The organism is Microbispora amethystogenes (assembly GCF_016863015.1).
Lineage (GTDB): Bacteria > Actinomycetota > Actinomycetes > Streptosporangiales > Streptosporangiaceae > Microbispora > Microbispora amethystogenes.
Genome location: NZ_BOOB01000054.1, coordinates 15,034 through 28,403, shown reverse-complemented (window position 1 = coordinate 28,403; position 13,370 = coordinate 15,034). Strand labels below are relative to the sequence as shown.

Genomic DNA, 13,370 nt, shown 5'->3' with positions numbered 1-13,370 from the left:
CCGAAGACTGTGAGAACGTTCAGCAAGGCTCTGTCCGTCGTCGCCGTGGCCGCCGCCCTGTCCGCCACCACCATGACTTCGCCCGCCTCGGCGGCGGTGACGATCAAGGTGGAACAGGTCTTCAGCCAGACCGTGTGGGAGTGGACGGGCTACCAGTTCACCTGCCCGCAGAACCAGGTGCTCACCGGCCGTTCGCACTACGGGGACGAGAACGCCAAGACCACCTACTACTGCAGCCGGATTCTGATCAACGGCCTGCAGGTCGAGGTGCACGCCGGAGACTGGACCTCCCCACAGAGGGAGAGCAAGTCCGACTACAGCGCCCCGAACGACCAGGTGGTCGTCGGCAGGTGGCACGAGGGCGACGAGAACGGCTACACGAGGTACCGCAGCGCCGCGCTGTACTGGTCCACGCGGCAGATCAGGCTGGTCGACGGGGAAGTGAGCGGTCAGTACACCGAGAGCAGCCACACCTGGCAGGCCAGGGCCGGCAAGGTCATGACCGGCCGTACGCACTACGGGGACGAGAACGGCAAGACCACGTACCGGTCCGCCAGCGTGTATTTCGAGGAATGACCTCCCGGAGGGCGTCGGCCCGCCCATCGTCGGCGCGGCTGAAGCACTGATCGTCGGTTTCTGAATGTCATCGCCGGTACGGCCGGCCGGGGACGCCGCCGCGCCCCGGCCGGCCGTGCTCTGGATCCGCCTGGTACGGGTGGGACCACGCGGCTTCCGCGGGATCGAATTACATGAACAGCTTTGACGATCTCGCGACACACCGGACCGAATGCTCGTCATTCATCGACACGCGGTCCTACGGTGCGTGACGTGAACACCTCTCAGACGACACGAGTGCAGGGACGTGTTCACCATGCCCCCGAGCCCGCCCGTACGGCGTTCCGGAGGCTGATCCGGAGGTGGGCGCGTGGGTAGCGCCGTGCTCTACCTCGCCATCGTGGTGATGTGGCTCAGCGTCCTGCTGCCCATGTGGCTGCGCCGCGACCGCCACATCGACGACGACCTGTTCGAGGACCAGGCGGAGGCGACCACGCTGTCCGAGCCGCCCGCCGCAGGCTCGTCAGACCTCGAAGCCGGCCCCGAAGCCGACCCTGCAGACGGTTCCGCTCTTGAGGACGGTGCCGAGGAGAACGACGCCGACACGGTCGTCACCGCCCCTGAAAGGTCCACCTCGTCCCCGGATTCCGCCGCGCCGGCGTCCGCGGACCAGGCCGCCGACCAGGTCGCGGCGGAGAGACACACGCGGGCACGCAGGGTGGCCGCCCATCGCCGCGCCCGGATCCTCGCGCGCCGCCGCAGGCGCCTCCTGTGGAGCGTTCTGCTCGTCCTGGCCTCCGTGGTCACCGCGGCCGTCCGCGTGATGCCCTGGTGGGCGGTCGCGCCCTCCGGCGTGCTCCTCGTCGGCTACCTCGCCGTGCTGCGCGTGGCCGTACGCGCCGACCGGGAGCAGCGGGAGAAGGCAGCGCGGGCACGGGCGGCGTACCTGCGCCGGCAGCGGGAGCGCCGCCGCGCCCTGGCCGCCCTGGCCCGCGAGGCAGAGATCATCAAGTTCGAGGCGCGCAAGCGTTCGCAGGTCTTCGACCAGTACGCCGACGGGCGGCGCGCGGTCGGCGACTGATTCGGTGGCGCGAACACCCCGCAGAGTTTGGTAATCTAATCGAGGTCGTTGGGGCTATAGCGCAGTCCGGTAGCGCACTTCGTTCGCATCGAAGGGGTCTGGGGTTCAAATCCCCATAGCTCCACAACGATTTTGCAGGTGAGAAGGGGTCTCGGAGGTTCCTCCGGGGCCCCTTTTCCGATCTCGGAGTCGTCGCTCATGATCGATACGAACGAGCGGCGCGACTCACGAGGAGTCCACTCCTTTGACCAGTTCGGGCCGCTACGCGGCTTCGTGATGGGCGACTCCAACCCTCCCAACCGCACCGTGCCGGCTCGCAAGCTGCAGGCCTACCTGCGCTGGCGCAACGCCAAACGCCCGCCACCCCGACGTGCTCGCCGCCCAGCGACGCGAACGCGCCCGAATCCGCAGCGAGAAACAACGCGACTGGGGGCGACCCGCCAACGAAGCCGCCTGACCCACCCGGCGAACGTTCGTGGGCACCCCTGGACCGATGTGATCAGACTCCGGGATCACTGTCGGCGCGATGATGCGACTGCGGTCGCACGAAAGCAGGGACACCAGGGGGACGCGCGAGGGGCCTGCGTGATCAACGATTGGTCGCGTGATCGAGACCATCGCGGGGATCGGCATGTCACCCCTGGAGATCCTGCTTCTGCTGGGCGTCGTCGCCCTGCTGTCGTCGCGGTGGTGCCCACCCCCAGCCCGGCGGCCGGTCGCGCTCGCCGCGGCGGCGGTCGTCGCCCTGTCCGGGAGCGTGCTGACCGTGCGCGGGTTGCGCTGGCAGCTGGCGCCCGCGCTGGCCGGCGTCCTGGTCGCACTCGCGTTCGCCGTGCCAGTACTCGCTGGACGCCCGGCGTGGCCGGTGAGACGGTGGCTGACCCTGCCGGGAGTCGTGGTCTGCCTCGGCCTCGTTTGTGCGAGCGCGGCCGCCGCCTGGGCGGTGCCCGTGCCCGTGTTCCCCGGGCCGTCCGGTCCGTACGCGGTGGGCACAGCCGTGATGCAGTGGACCGACACCTCTCGCCCGGAGCCCGCCACCGATGAGCCCGGCGACCACCGCACGGTCGTGGTCCAGTTGTGGTACCCCGCGCCCAAGGGCACGGCCGGTCCCCGTGCCCGGTATCTCGGCCGCACCGAGCGGGAGGCGCGTACGGTCGCCGACGGCCTGACCGGCTACATCGGCGTGCCCGCCTTCCTGCTCGATGACGCGGTCCGTGCCCGCACCGGCGCCGTGTACGACGTGCCTGCGGCGGCCGGGCGGTTCCCGATCGTGCTGTTCTCTCCCGGGCTGGGAGGCGTGCGCACCCAGAACACCGCGTGGGCGGAGGAACTGGCCGGCCGCGGCTACGTCGTCGCGGCCCTCGACCACCCGTACGACTCCGCCGCCGTCGTGCTCGACGATGGACGGACGATCCGCACGCGGGTCGTGGCCACCGGCGACGACGAGGAGGACAGACGGCTCGCGACCGGCTGGACGGCGGTCAGGGCCGCCGATCTCAGCTTCGTCCTCACCCAGCTCGGCCGCCTCGACAGGGGAGAGATCCGCGGCCCGCTGACCGGACGGCTCGACACCGCGCGGGCGGCGGCGACCGGGCACTCCATCGGCGGAGGCGCCGCCCTGCGGGCCGCCCGCCAGGACTCCCGGTTCGCGGCGGTGATCGACCTGGACGGCTACCCGTACGACCCCGCGCCCCAGCCCTACCATCAGCCGGTGCTCGCGCTCACCCATCCCGTCGACCCGGCCGACAACCCGTCGTACATCCCTCGTCTCACCCGGATCATCGCGCTGAGCACGTCGGAGAGCTACCGGATCACGGTCCCCGGCGCGGCGCACCTCACCTTCGCCGACGCACCGCTCTACCTGCCGCCGGTGCCGTCCGTTGTCGGCTCCCTGGGCCGCACCGGGGGCCTGTCCGTCACCACGGCGGCCACCAGGGCCTTCCTCGACGCCACCCTGAGTGACAAACCCGGCGACCTGGCCACGCTCCTGCGCCCGTACGGCGACCTCGCCGTCCACCGGCCCGAGCCGAAGGACGACGGGGACCGTGACTGATGCGCTGTCCGCCGACGTTCAGCAGGGCCGAGGAAGTGGAGCGGAAGCGTCGATCAGGCCGAGGCGTCGGTCCTCTCGGAAGCGACAGACAGACGGGAGAGGAAGGGGGAGCGGCCGCGGAAGCCGGGGCGGAAGCGCGCAGGCGGTCCTGTGCTGAGGAACTCTTCCAGCCACGCCATGTGTTCGGTCTTCTCGTTGCGGATCGCCTGGGCCAGCACGAAGGTGCGTTGATCCCTGCCTTCGGTGAGGTCGCACAGGCCTCCGTAGGGGTGGACGGCGCGTCGTACGTCTTCGGTGAGTGTCGTGACCGGATCCTGCGCATCGCCGGGGAATCCCCACGGCGACGCATGTCCGCTTCCCAGGAACTGCCGGATGTCCCCGGGAAGCGTTCCGTCCAGTTCGTAGATGCGGTTGACGAGTGCGTCGAAGTGGTGGCGATCCTCATCGCGGATGTCTTTGAGGATCTGGCGTATTTCCTCATCGGCGAAACCGAGCGGATAAGCGGTCAGAATCGTGTACCGGTAGAAGGCGTCCAGCTCCGCTGCGGCGGCGGAGGTGAGCCGGTCGATCAGTTCATTCACATCTATGCCGGCTTGCTCGACGACTTCGCGTGCGCTGATCATGTCGGCTCCAGGCGGTCAGGTTGTGGAGAGTTCCAGCGGGGCGCGTTCCTTCGGGTTGAGCGCGAGGAAGGCGACCCCGGCCAGGGCGCCGCCGGCCAGGTCGGCCAGGAGCCAGACCCAGATCTTGGACCAGGCGAGAAGCCCCATGGAGGCGGCGCCGACGGCGACGGCCGGGTTGAAGGCGCCACCGGAAATGCCACCGACCGCGAACGCGCCGGCCGTCACGGTGAATCCGATGGCCAGGCCGTAGAAGCTGTTGCCAGGGTGGTCCCTGCTGGTGGCCGCGTTCAGCACCACGTACGCGAGCGCGAACGTGAACAGCGCCTCGGCCAGCAGCGCGACCCCCAGTTCGCGCCCAGAGGGCGACAGCGTCTGCACGCTGCGGGGATTGACGATATAGGTAGCGGTAAGCGCGGCGAGAACACCGCCCGCCAGCTGGGCGATCCAGTAGGGAACGGCGTCCGCCGGACTGCTCCGGCCGCGGAGGAGCATGGCCAAGGTCACGGCGGGGTTGTAGTGGGCACCGGAGACATGTCCTCCGGCGTACACCATGACCGTCAGGATCGCGCCGATGGCCACGGGCGCCAAGGGCGTCTTCGTCAAGACCGTGGCACCGACCGTAAGAACCAGGAAGTACGTTCCGATGAATTCCGTGATGTAGCTGCGCATGGATTGTCCTCTCTACGTGTGAACCGAGACCGGTCACGCAAGCGCGGCAGCGCATCCAGATAGTTCCATGATCCGCAGCTCAGGAGATTGCGGGCTTCTTACGGCCCTTTACGGACCCTTACGGATCGCCGAACCATAGATGAGGGCTCTTGTCAGATGCTCGGCATCCGCACACGCAGGAACTCCACGGCATCCGCCGAAAGGCGCGGCCGGCCCACGAATGAGGAACAGAAAGCGACCGAACAAAGGCGTTCAAAGAGAGAAGCCGCCGACTGTCTCCCCGTAATCAGATTGTCGGTCCCCTGTGCACAGAGTGTCTTGGTTTCGATTTCCCAAAGGCGGCTCGCACGCCAGAACCCGAGATCGACTTCACGCACAACCAGAGGTCTCACGGCCGCGCTGGCCGGCAGGGTGGTCAGGAGGTGGCGGCGACCAGGCCGATCACGATCAGTACCAGGGACAGGGTGGCGACCACCGATCCCGCGATCACGGAGGTTCTGCGGCCCCGCCTGACCTTGAAGACATACAGCAGGACGTACGGCAGGAAGGCCAGCACCACGAGGCCGGTTGCGGGGAGTGTCATGGCCCGCAGGACGCCCTTCGTGCCGGACGGCAGCGCCCGGTCGCCCTCGGGGGTGAGCTGGGCCCGCGTCACGTCCCCCGCCTCCGAGTCGGGTGAGGCGGCCACCGGGACCGCGTCTCCACCACTGTCGGGGACGAACCGGCCCTTGCAGTCGTAGCGTCCCTGACCGAGGGAGACGCAGGAGACGACGGTGAGGGTGCCGGGGGTGCCGATCTTCCCGGTCGCCAGCTGGAAGTCCGGCACCGCGACCACGAAGGGCAGCACGCCGAGCGTGAGCCAGCAGATCAGGAGGATGCCCATCCCGATCTTGCCCGGCATGCGGCGACCCGGGGTCACGGTCGTGGTGAGTCCCTCGAAAGCCTCGCTCAGGTCCATGAAGCCAGCATGGCGTCGCGCACTTGGGACTGACCTGGAACAGGCTTGCCGTGGCGCCCAGTGGCTTGCCCGCCCTGGCCGTGCGACGCGACCTCAGCGCGCTCGCGGCGGAGTTCGCGGCGGCTCGCGGGGCCGGCGAGCAGTCAGTGAACCCGATCACATCCGGCTGTCCTCCGTGGGTGCCCAGAACTGCAGCTTGAACAGCGAGAGGCGGATGACGTCCGCGGTGAAGTTCTCGTGGCTGAGGGGCTTGCGGTGGGCTCTGAACCGCCACTCCTGGCCTGGGCGGCCGAGATCGAAATCCCCGTCTTCATCGATTTCTTCGACGTACGAAGTGATCGCGCAGATCTTTCCGGAGGTCAGGTAGATGCTCCCGGACCGGCTTTCCTCCCAGTCCGAGGCGGGCGGCTCGCCGTCCCAGAGTTCGTACTCGATGAGAGCGTGACCGTAGTGGGCGGCGTCGAGCGCGATGCCGTCGGGACCGATGGTGATCCATTCGTCGCCGGAGGTGCCTCCGGCGACGCTCCACGGCGCTTCGACGTCCGCGACCCCCCGCAGGTACGGCTCTATCTTCCAGGGGTCGAGAAGGCGCTTGATGATCTCAGCCATGGCACTCCCTCGTGTGTGCTCGGTACGCGTGCCGATCATGGCGAACGGGACTGACAACTTCAGTGGGCCCGAGAGAAGGCTCGCAAGCAGAAGCTCGGCGGCGACGACAGGGTCGGGAGCGGTGACGTATTTCCCTTGACGGAGTGAGTGCTCACTCCGCACTATGGATCACATGACAGAAACGACGACACCACGCCGGCGAGCGCCGGCGATGAGCACCGAGCAACGCAGAGAGATGATCGTGGCCGCTGCGCTTCCGCTGGTCGCCGAACACGGCGCGGCCGTGACCACCAGCCAGATCGCCCGTGCGGCCGGCATCGGGGAGGGCACGATCTTCCGGGTCTTCGCCGACAAGGACGAGCTCCTCGACGCGTGTCTCGCCGAGGCGATGAACCCCGGCCACGTGCTACGCGAACTGGCCTCGATCTCCCTCGACGAACCGCTGGCCGATCGGCTGACGCAGGCGGCCGAGGCGCTGCGCGCCCACCTGGGCCGCATGGGCACCGTGATCGGCGCCCTGCACGGCAGCGGGCACCGCCGCGAGCGCGGCTCCGGAGACCGGCGGGCCACCGGTGGCAGGGAGGCGTCGATGAAGGCGACCCACGAGGCGATCGTCGAGCTGATCGAGCCCGACCGGGCGGCGCTGCGCCTGGAGCCCGGAAAGGTCGCGTCGGTCTTCCTGGGGATGCTCTTCACCCGGCCCCTTCCCGCGTCCGGCGACCTGGGCTCATCTCCCGGGGAGCTCGTCGACGTCCTCCTGCACGGCACCCTCGGCACCCCCGTGAGCGGCATCCCCGGGAGCCCGGCGTGACCATCACCTTGAACCACACCATCGTCCCCGCCGCGGACAACCGCGAGGCGGCCCGCTTCTTCGCCTCGATCATGGGTCTGGAGGAGCTGCCGCCCGCCGGCCGCGAGGGCCACTTCGCGCCCGTACGGGTGAACGACACGCTGACCCTGGACTTCATGACCGTGGACGACCCCATCGGCGTGCATCTGGCCTTCGACGTGGATCCGGACACGTTCGACCGGATCCTGGCCCGGCTGCGGGAGGCCGGGGTGCCCTACGGCAGCCATCCGGCCCATCCCGACAACGGCCGGATCGACCACCCTTTGTGCCCGCGCGGGCTGTTCTTCGTCGACGCCACGCGCAACCTCTACGAGGTCATGTCTCCCGCCTGACCGCGGTGGCGGCGACCATCGTCGTCCTGGCGTGTGGCCCGCCGTACCAGAACCGCCAGCCGAGGTCGTACACCTCGACGTCGGCCGCCCCGCACTCGCGGAGCACGGCGGCGTACCGGCGGGCGTTGCGGAAGTCGGCCAGGCGTAGCCTGCCGCCCGGCTTCAGCACGCGGAACGCCTCCCGTACGGCCAGCGCGCGCCCCTCGTCGTCGGGGATGTTGTGGACGGCGAGGCTCGACACGACCACGTCGAACTCCGCGTCGGCGAAGGGGAGGTCGCGCATGTCGGCGGTGACCAGGGTGACCCGGCCGGTGACTCCTTCGGCGGCGGCGTTGGCCGAAGTGGCCTCCGCCGTGTTGCCCGACTGGTCCGCGGTCCACAGGTCCAGCCCGGTCGCGTGGCCGCCGGGGACCCTCGCCGCGGCCCTGAGCAGGACGAGCCCGCGCCCGCAGCCGAGATCGAGGACACGTTCGTTCCCGGTGAGGCCGAGCCGGTCCAGTTCCTCGTCCCAGACCAGGAACTTGCCGCGCAATGTGGTGTGCGCGAAGAAGGCGGCGCCCGTCAGCATCATGATCCCGCCGACCAGGAGCACCACCGCCGGGGCGACCCAGTCGACGCCGAAGAGGATCACGGCGAGCCCGGTCTCCGCGATCCCGCCCACCGCCAGCCCGGCGAGCACCCCCGGCGCGTCCACCCCATAGTTCGCACGTGGCTTCACGATCAGTTTGTACCGCCGTCGGCGTCCGGCCGTACAGTGCCGGGCCTGACCGGACGGGGGACTCCGGATGAAAGTTGCAGGGCCGTGCGCCGTCCGTCCCAGGCGTACGGTCTCACGCGCCCGCGTTTCATTGACCACGAGTCCAGATTCCCGGACGATCCGGGGCAAGGGGGCCGGCCGACACAAGGAGTGGGGATGACACGGAGCAGAACGGGGACGGGCGCCTGGATCACGGCGGCCCTGCTGGCGGGGGCCGCGATCGTCGCGCCCGCGGCGGCCCGCGCGACCGCCGGGACCACGGTGGCCTATACGACGTTTCCGCCGAGCCCGTCGCCGACGGCGAGTCCCACTCCCTGCCCGGCGATACAGCCTCCGTCGGAGCAGAACACGCCGCCGACCGCCCCGGGAACGCCGCAGGACGTCCAGGTCTTCCTGACGCAGGTCCTCCTGCGCTGGGCGCCCGCCAGCGACGCGGACGGCATCGCCTGCTACCAGGTCCGCGAGGTGTGGAACGGCGCCGAAAGGGTCGTTGGGACCTTCGCGGGCACGGTCACCTCGGGCTCCGTCTACCTGCCCTGGCCGCCCGGCACGACTCCCTCCCAGGTCCACCAGCTTTACGTCGTGGCGGTGGACACGAAGGGCGCGGTCAGCCCGCCGTCCGGCTCCGTGTCCGTGACCATCTACAACGACATCGTCTACCCGCCCTCGCCCTCGGCCTCACCGGCCGTGGTCACCTGCCGGGTGACGGTCAGCTCCTCCGACTGGTGGAGCGGGATGAGCACGAGCATCACGATCACCAACGCGACCGAGACGCCCGTGAGCGGATGGCGCCTCAAGTTCATCTTCCCCGACCCCGGGCAGAAGCTGACCACGGGCTGGTCGGCCACCTGGTCGCAGGCCGGCTCCGAGGTGACGGCGGCGAACCTCGACTGGAACAAGACCATCGCGCCGGGCAAGTCCGTGACCATCGGCTTCCTCGGCAGCCACACCGGCTCGAACCCGTCGCCGACGAGGTACACCCTCAACGGCGCCTCCTGCGCCTCCTGACCGCTGCGGTTCCCGTCGCCCGGCCGAGGGACGGCGGGGCTGGGCGAGACGCTGACGCTCTGCGCGCTGGCCGCCGCTGCGCTGGGACCGATCACCTCGCTGCAGGCGACCGCGCGGACGTTGCAGGAGGCGGCCGTCCACGTCGAGCGGCTGGCCGACATCATGGAGTCGGCCCCCGAGCCACGGGGCGGGGTCCGGCTGTCCCGGCCGCGCGGCGGGATCCGGCTGACGAACGTCTCCTACCGTCACGACCCGCAGGCGCCGTGGACCCTCCGCGGAATCACCCTGGACGTCCGGCCGGGGGAGAAGGTCGCGCTGGTGGGCCGTACCGGCTCGGGCAAGAGCACGCTGGCCCGCCTCATGCTCGGCCTCCACCAGCCCACCACCGGCACGGTCGGCTTCGACGGCGTCCCGCTCGACGCGCTGGACCGGGGCGCGCTGCGCCGCCACTTCGGGGTGGTCACGCAGGAGCCGCATCTGTTCACCGGCACCATCCGGGACAACATTGCGCTGGCCCGCCCCGACGCGTCGCTCGCGGAGGTCGTGGAGGCCGCCCGGCTGGCCTGCCTCCACGAGGAGATCGAGGCGATGCCCCTCGGCTACGACACGCGACTGTCGGAGGGCATGGGCCTGTCGGGCGGTCAGCGGCAGCGGCTGGCGCTCGCCCGGGCCCTGCTCGGCCGTCCCACGGCGCTGCTGCTGGACGAGGCGACCAGCCACCTGGACACGGTCACCGAGGCCAGGATCGAGTGGAACCTCGCCATGCTGCCGTAGACCCGCATCGTCATCGCGCACCGCCTGAGCACCGTACGGGACGCCGGCCAGATCGTGGTGATCGACGGAAGGCGGATCGTGGAGCACGGCCGGCACCGGGACCTGCTGGCGCGCGGAGGGCACTACGCGGCACTAGTCGCAAACCAGGACGGGCCGGTCATCGGCCTAGTGATCGCCCAGCGACGGACAAGTAACCTCCAAGGCGCACCTGCGACCTTGAGTGAGCACGTTCCTTACCGGAAAGGTCTCATCAGAGATAAACGAGTTCGACACGACCGCTCGCCCGCTGGACGACAGCGAACTGGCCGCCGTCACCGGCGGGCTGCCCGCCAACTACGACTGGATGCACTACGACTGGCGCGACGCCGTCATCGAGGCCCTGCCGTAACCAGGCGACGGCGCCACGGCGCACGCTAGAACTGGAGGCCGGTCCCGCTCAGGCGGGGCCGGCCCTTCCGTTTCCGCCCACGACGCTCGGGGCCGGGGCACGGCGAGCGCCGGCTTTTTGCCGTGCGGCGCGCCGCGCCGGAACCACCGGCCGAGGTCGTGCACACCCCGCGCGCCGACGGCCCACGCTCGCGGAGCGCCGCGGCCGGAGTGAAATTTACAGAGCAGCGAACGGATGATCGCAGCGTGTGGCCGCACCCGCCCCTCGCAGGGTTGAACTTGTTCACCGCCACGCCGACGATCCGGGCAGACGATACCGGCTGGTTGACGAGGAGTGAAGAGGATGCGGAAGACGACGAGAACGGCTAGTTGGATCACCGCGGGGCTGCTGGCGGCCGCCGCGCTCACCCTGCCGACGACGGGCCAGGCCATGGCGTACACGACCCCGCGGCCGTCCCCGTCCCCGTCAGTGTCGCCCTCCGCGCCTACCTGCCCCACCACGCCGACGTCGCCGAACGCGCCGCCCAGCGCGCCGGGCACCCCGGAGGTGATCGGCGTGTACATGAACATGGCCCGGCTGCGCTGGGCCCCCGCCACCGACGACGACGGCATCGCCTGCTACCAGGTCCGGGAGAACCGCGACGGCGTCGCGGTCACCGTGGCGACGTTCTCGTCCACGGCCACGCTGGGCGACGTCTACCTGCCGTGGCCGCCCTACGGCGTGCCCTCCCAGATACACGAGTTGTACATCGTGGCCGTGGACACGAAGGGCGCGACCGGGCCCGCGTCGGGGACCGTCTCCGTGAAGATCGTCAACGACGTCGTCACCTCGCCGTCGGCGAGTCCGCGGCTCACCTGCCGCGTGGAGTACTATCCGTTCACCTGGCCGGGCGGGATGGCGGTGAACATCGCGCTCACCAACACGGGTTCCACCCCCATCTACAACTGGAAGCTCGATTTCAACTTCACCGCCGGTCAGCAGGTGACGTACGGGTGGGTGGCCATCTGGTCCCAGACCGGTACGAAGGTGACCGCGACGGCCCCGCCCTTTGTCAAGGACATCGCGCCCGGGCAGACGCTGAACATCGGGTTCAACGGCACCCACTCGGGGACCAACCCGAGTCCGGACGACTTCAGGCTCAACGACACCATCGGCTGCACCTCCTGACAGCGCCGCCTGACACCGCCGTCTGTCCGGCGGCGTCGCCCGCGTGTCCCACCGGTTTCGGCGTGGATCTCACCCGAGGCCGGCGTACTGGCGGGGGCGCAGCGCCTGCGCGCGCAGCGCGGCCAGTGCGGCGCGGCGGCCCGTGCCGGTGAGCCGCCAGACGTACGCGTCCCGGGCGGACCCGGAAGGCTCCCGGTCCCCCGCGAGGAACGGCCCTGCTGGGGACTCGGACGCCCGCACCCCGTCAGCCGCGAGGCCGAGGGCGTCGAGACGGTGCCGGAGCCGGGCCAGCGGATGGGAGAGGTCCACGCCGGTGACCCGGCCGCCGTCGGCCGAACGCCAGCCCTCGCCGTTGACCACCTCGGCGACCCGGTCGCGCAGGTCGCTGTCCGGTACGGCATCGCCGTCCACCAGGATCATCAACGCGGACTCGCGGATGGAGATCTCGAAGTCGTGTTCGCCGGGGGCGGGGACGAGCAGGGTGGCCGCGGCGGCCTCCCACAGGGCGGCGGGATCGTCCAGGAGGTTCCGGCCGGTGGTCGTGAGCACCAGCCGCCGCCCGCTGCGCCGCAGCGCCCCGAGGTCGTGGACGGCGATCCGCCGCAGTTCGGTCATGGCGGGCACGTCGGCCTCGCCGCGCACCGCCCGCGGCTCCGTGCCCGATCCCGTGCCCGATCCCGTGCCCGATCCCGTGCCCGATCCCGTGCCCGCCGCCCCCGTACGGAGGCCCGTGCGGGCGGCCCAGCCGAAGCGGCCCGCCGCCTCCGCCGCCACGGCCCGCCCGACGTTGAGCCGTTCGGTCAGGCGGACGCCCGTGCGGGCCAGGTCGAGCAGCCAGCGCAGCGGCTCCAGGTGGGGCTCGGCCGGCGCCTCGATGGGCGCGTGCAGCCGCACCTCGAAGGGCTGGGCGAGCTCGCGGCGGGCGGTGCCGCGCCCGAGCACCCAGCGGTTCAGCCGCTCGCCGTGCACCCGGTGGAGCCAGCAGTCGCCGCCCAGCTCCGTCCGCGGGGCGGTGAGCCAGCGGCGGGTCAGCTCCTCGCGGTCCACGGGTTCGCCGGCGACGATGGCGAGCTCCAGCGCGGCGGCGCAGGCGACGTGCGCCCCGAGCTCCTCCGGGCCCATGATCGAGCTCCAGGACAGCTCGGCGACGTCCGGGGGCAGCACCCCCGTCGACTCCAGCTCGCGGTGATAGGCCGAGGTGCCGGCCTCCTCGCCCTCCCGGGCGTACGTGAGCAGGATCCGGGCCGTGGCGGGGGAGTCGCACAGGGCGGCGTACCGCTCCATCCCGGCGAGGCGGAGCAGCTTGCCGAGCGCGCGCGCGATGGTCGCCTGGTCGCCCGGGACCTTGATCGGCAACGTGTACCAGAGGAACTCGCACACGTCGAACTGGCTGATCGTCTCCAGCGCCTCGCCGCCGGCGAGCCATTCGACCGCGACGCGGGCGGGCTCGGCGATGTCCGGTTCGGAGCGCTCCAGTTGGGCCAGGAGCGCGGCGACGTCAGGTGCGGGCATGACCCGCAGTCTGCCGTATCGACCCCATCGTTGA

Annotated in this window: 15 protein-coding genes, 1 tRNA gene and 1 pseudogene; 11 read left to right on the top strand and 6 right to left on the bottom strand. The window is 70.5% G+C overall.

The features are described 5' to 3' along the window. Positions 1-9: 9 nt before the first annotated feature. The 5 genes and pseudogenes from Mam01_RS30995 (at position 10) to Mam01_RS30980 (ending at position 3,689) form a co-directional block, all read left to right on the top strand. Positions 10-576 (top strand): hypothetical protein, encoded by a 567-nt coding sequence (locus Mam01_RS30995; RefSeq protein ID WP_204288737.1) that lies wholly within the window; start codon positions 10-12, stop codon positions 574-576. 349 nt (positions 577-925) lie between these two features. Next, positions 926-1,636, top strand: coding sequence for a divisome protein SepX/GlpR (gene sepX / locus Mam01_RS30990; protein ID WP_204288736.1), 711 nt, complete (start codon positions 926-928; stop codon positions 1,634-1,636). A gap of 50 nt (positions 1,637-1,686) precedes the next feature. Beyond that, positions 1,687-1,760: transfer RNA gene (locus Mam01_RS30985), tRNA-Ala, on the top strand. A gap of 128 nt (positions 1,761-1,888) precedes the next feature. Beyond that, positions 1,889-2,093: pseudogene (locus Mam01_RS37565) on the top strand (IS630 family transposase); the annotation flags it as partial. A gap of 147 nt (positions 2,094-2,240) precedes the next feature. After that, a complete protein-coding gene (locus tag Mam01_RS30980; RefSeq protein WP_204288735.1) occupies positions 2,241-3,689 on the top strand; it encodes an alpha/beta hydrolase family protein in 1,449 nt (482 codons plus the stop codon). A gap of 53 nt (positions 3,690-3,742) precedes the next feature. Here Mam01_RS30980 and Mam01_RS30975 read toward each other — a convergent pair whose 3' ends face one another. From Mam01_RS30975 to Mam01_RS30960, 4 genes are all read right to left on the bottom strand, one after another. After that, complete coding sequence (locus Mam01_RS30975) at positions 3,743-4,312, bottom strand: ferritin-like domain-containing protein (RefSeq protein WP_204288734.1); 570 nt, start codon at positions 4,310-4,312, stop codon at positions 3,743-3,745. Positions 4,313-4,327: 15 nt separating this feature from the next. Continuing rightward, on the bottom strand, positions 4,328-4,981 hold the full coding sequence (locus Mam01_RS30970) for an MIP/aquaporin family protein (RefSeq protein ID WP_204288733.1): 654 nt from the start codon (positions 4,979-4,981) through the stop codon (positions 4,328-4,330). Positions 4,982-5,396: 415 nt separating this feature from the next. Further along, a complete protein-coding gene (locus Mam01_RS30965) occupies positions 5,397-5,939 on the bottom strand; it encodes a hypothetical protein (RefSeq protein ID WP_204288732.1) in 543 nt (180 codons plus the stop codon). A 156-nt stretch (positions 5,940-6,095) separates the two neighbouring features. Next, positions 6,096-6,710 (bottom strand): hypothetical protein, encoded by a 615-nt coding sequence (locus tag Mam01_RS30960; protein WP_204288731.1) that lies wholly within the window; start codon positions 6,708-6,710, stop codon positions 6,096-6,098. 49 nt (positions 6,711-6,759) lie between these two features. Here Mam01_RS30960 and Mam01_RS30955 point away from each other — a divergent pair, with 49 nt between their 5' ends. Continuing rightward, positions 6,760-7,359, top strand: coding sequence for a TetR/AcrR family transcriptional regulator (locus Mam01_RS30955; RefSeq protein ID WP_204288730.1), 600 nt, complete (start codon positions 6,760-6,762; stop codon positions 7,357-7,359). Further along, positions 7,356-7,730: a VOC family protein gene (locus tag Mam01_RS30950; RefSeq protein WP_204288729.1), complete on the top strand. Its 375-nt coding sequence runs from the start codon at positions 7,356-7,358 to the stop codon at positions 7,728-7,730. Before Mam01_RS30955 ends, Mam01_RS30950 begins: the two co-directional genes overlap by 4 nt. On the opposite strand, the gene Mam01_RS30945 is transcribed toward Mam01_RS30950, so the two are convergent. Beyond that, on the bottom strand, positions 7,714-8,448 hold the full coding sequence (locus Mam01_RS30945) for a class I SAM-dependent methyltransferase (RefSeq protein WP_239101757.1): 735 nt from the start codon (positions 8,446-8,448) through the stop codon (positions 7,714-7,716). The genes Mam01_RS30950 and Mam01_RS30945 overlap by 17 nt on opposite strands. Positions 8,449-8,643: 195 nt before the next feature. On the opposite strand from Mam01_RS30945, the gene Mam01_RS30940 reads away from it, so the two are divergent. From Mam01_RS30940 to Mam01_RS30925, 4 genes are all read left to right on the top strand, one after another. Continuing rightward, positions 8,644-9,495: a cellulose-binding domain-containing protein gene (locus tag Mam01_RS30940; RefSeq protein ID WP_204288728.1), complete on the top strand. Its 852-nt coding sequence runs from the start codon at positions 8,644-8,646 to the stop codon at positions 9,493-9,495. A 120-nt stretch (positions 9,496-9,615) separates the two neighbouring features. Next, on the top strand, positions 9,616-10,269 hold the full coding sequence (locus tag Mam01_RS30935) for an ATP-binding cassette domain-containing protein (RefSeq protein ID WP_204288727.1): 654 nt from the start codon (positions 9,616-9,618) through the stop codon (positions 10,267-10,269). A gap of 220 nt (positions 10,270-10,489) precedes the next feature. After that, entirely contained in the window at positions 10,490-10,657 is a 168-nt protein-coding gene (locus tag Mam01_RS30930) for a hypothetical protein (protein WP_204288726.1), read from the top strand. A gap of 342 nt (positions 10,658-10,999) precedes the next feature. After that, positions 11,000-11,824 carry a cellulose binding domain-containing protein gene (locus tag Mam01_RS30925; protein ID WP_204288725.1) on the top strand — a complete coding sequence of 275 codons (825 nt, stop codon included), beginning with the start codon at positions 11,000-11,002 and terminating at the stop codon, positions 11,822-11,824. A gap of 69 nt (positions 11,825-11,893) precedes the next feature. Here Mam01_RS30925 and Mam01_RS37030 read toward each other — a convergent pair whose 3' ends face one another. Continuing rightward, complete coding sequence (locus tag Mam01_RS37030; protein WP_239101756.1) at positions 11,894-13,336, bottom strand: hypothetical protein; 1,443 nt, start codon at positions 13,334-13,336, stop codon at positions 11,894-11,896. Positions 13,337-13,370: the final 34 nt, after the last annotated feature.

What these genes read in the sequence shown, in the direction of transcription:
- Mam01_RS30955 (WP_204288730.1), top strand. Translation starts at nt 6,760, where the DNA reads ATGAGCACCGAGCAACGCAGAGAGATGATCGTGGCCGCTGCGCTTCCG.
- Mam01_RS37030 (WP_239101756.1), bottom strand. Translation starts at nt 13,336, where the DNA reads ATGCCCGCACCTGACGTCGCCGCGCTCCTGGCCCAACTGGAGCGCTCC.
- Mam01_RS30965 (WP_204288732.1), bottom strand. Translation starts at nt 5,939, where the DNA reads ATGGACCTGAGCGAGGCTTTCGAGGGACTCACCACGACCGTGACCCCG.
- Mam01_RS30940 (WP_204288728.1), top strand. Translation starts at nt 8,644, where the DNA reads ATGACACGGAGCAGAACGGGGACGGGCGCCTGGATCACGGCGGCCCTG.
- Mam01_RS30925 (WP_204288725.1), top strand. Translation starts at nt 11,000, where the DNA reads ATGCGGAAGACGACGAGAACGGCTAGTTGGATCACCGCGGGGCTGCTG.
- Mam01_RS30975 (WP_204288734.1), bottom strand. Translation starts at nt 4,312, where the DNA reads ATGATCAGCGCACGCGAAGTCGTCGAGCAAGCCGGCATAGATGTGAAT.
- Mam01_RS30970 (WP_204288733.1), bottom strand. Translation starts at nt 4,981, where the DNA reads ATGCGCAGCTACATCACGGAATTCATCGGAACGTACTTCCTGGTTCTT.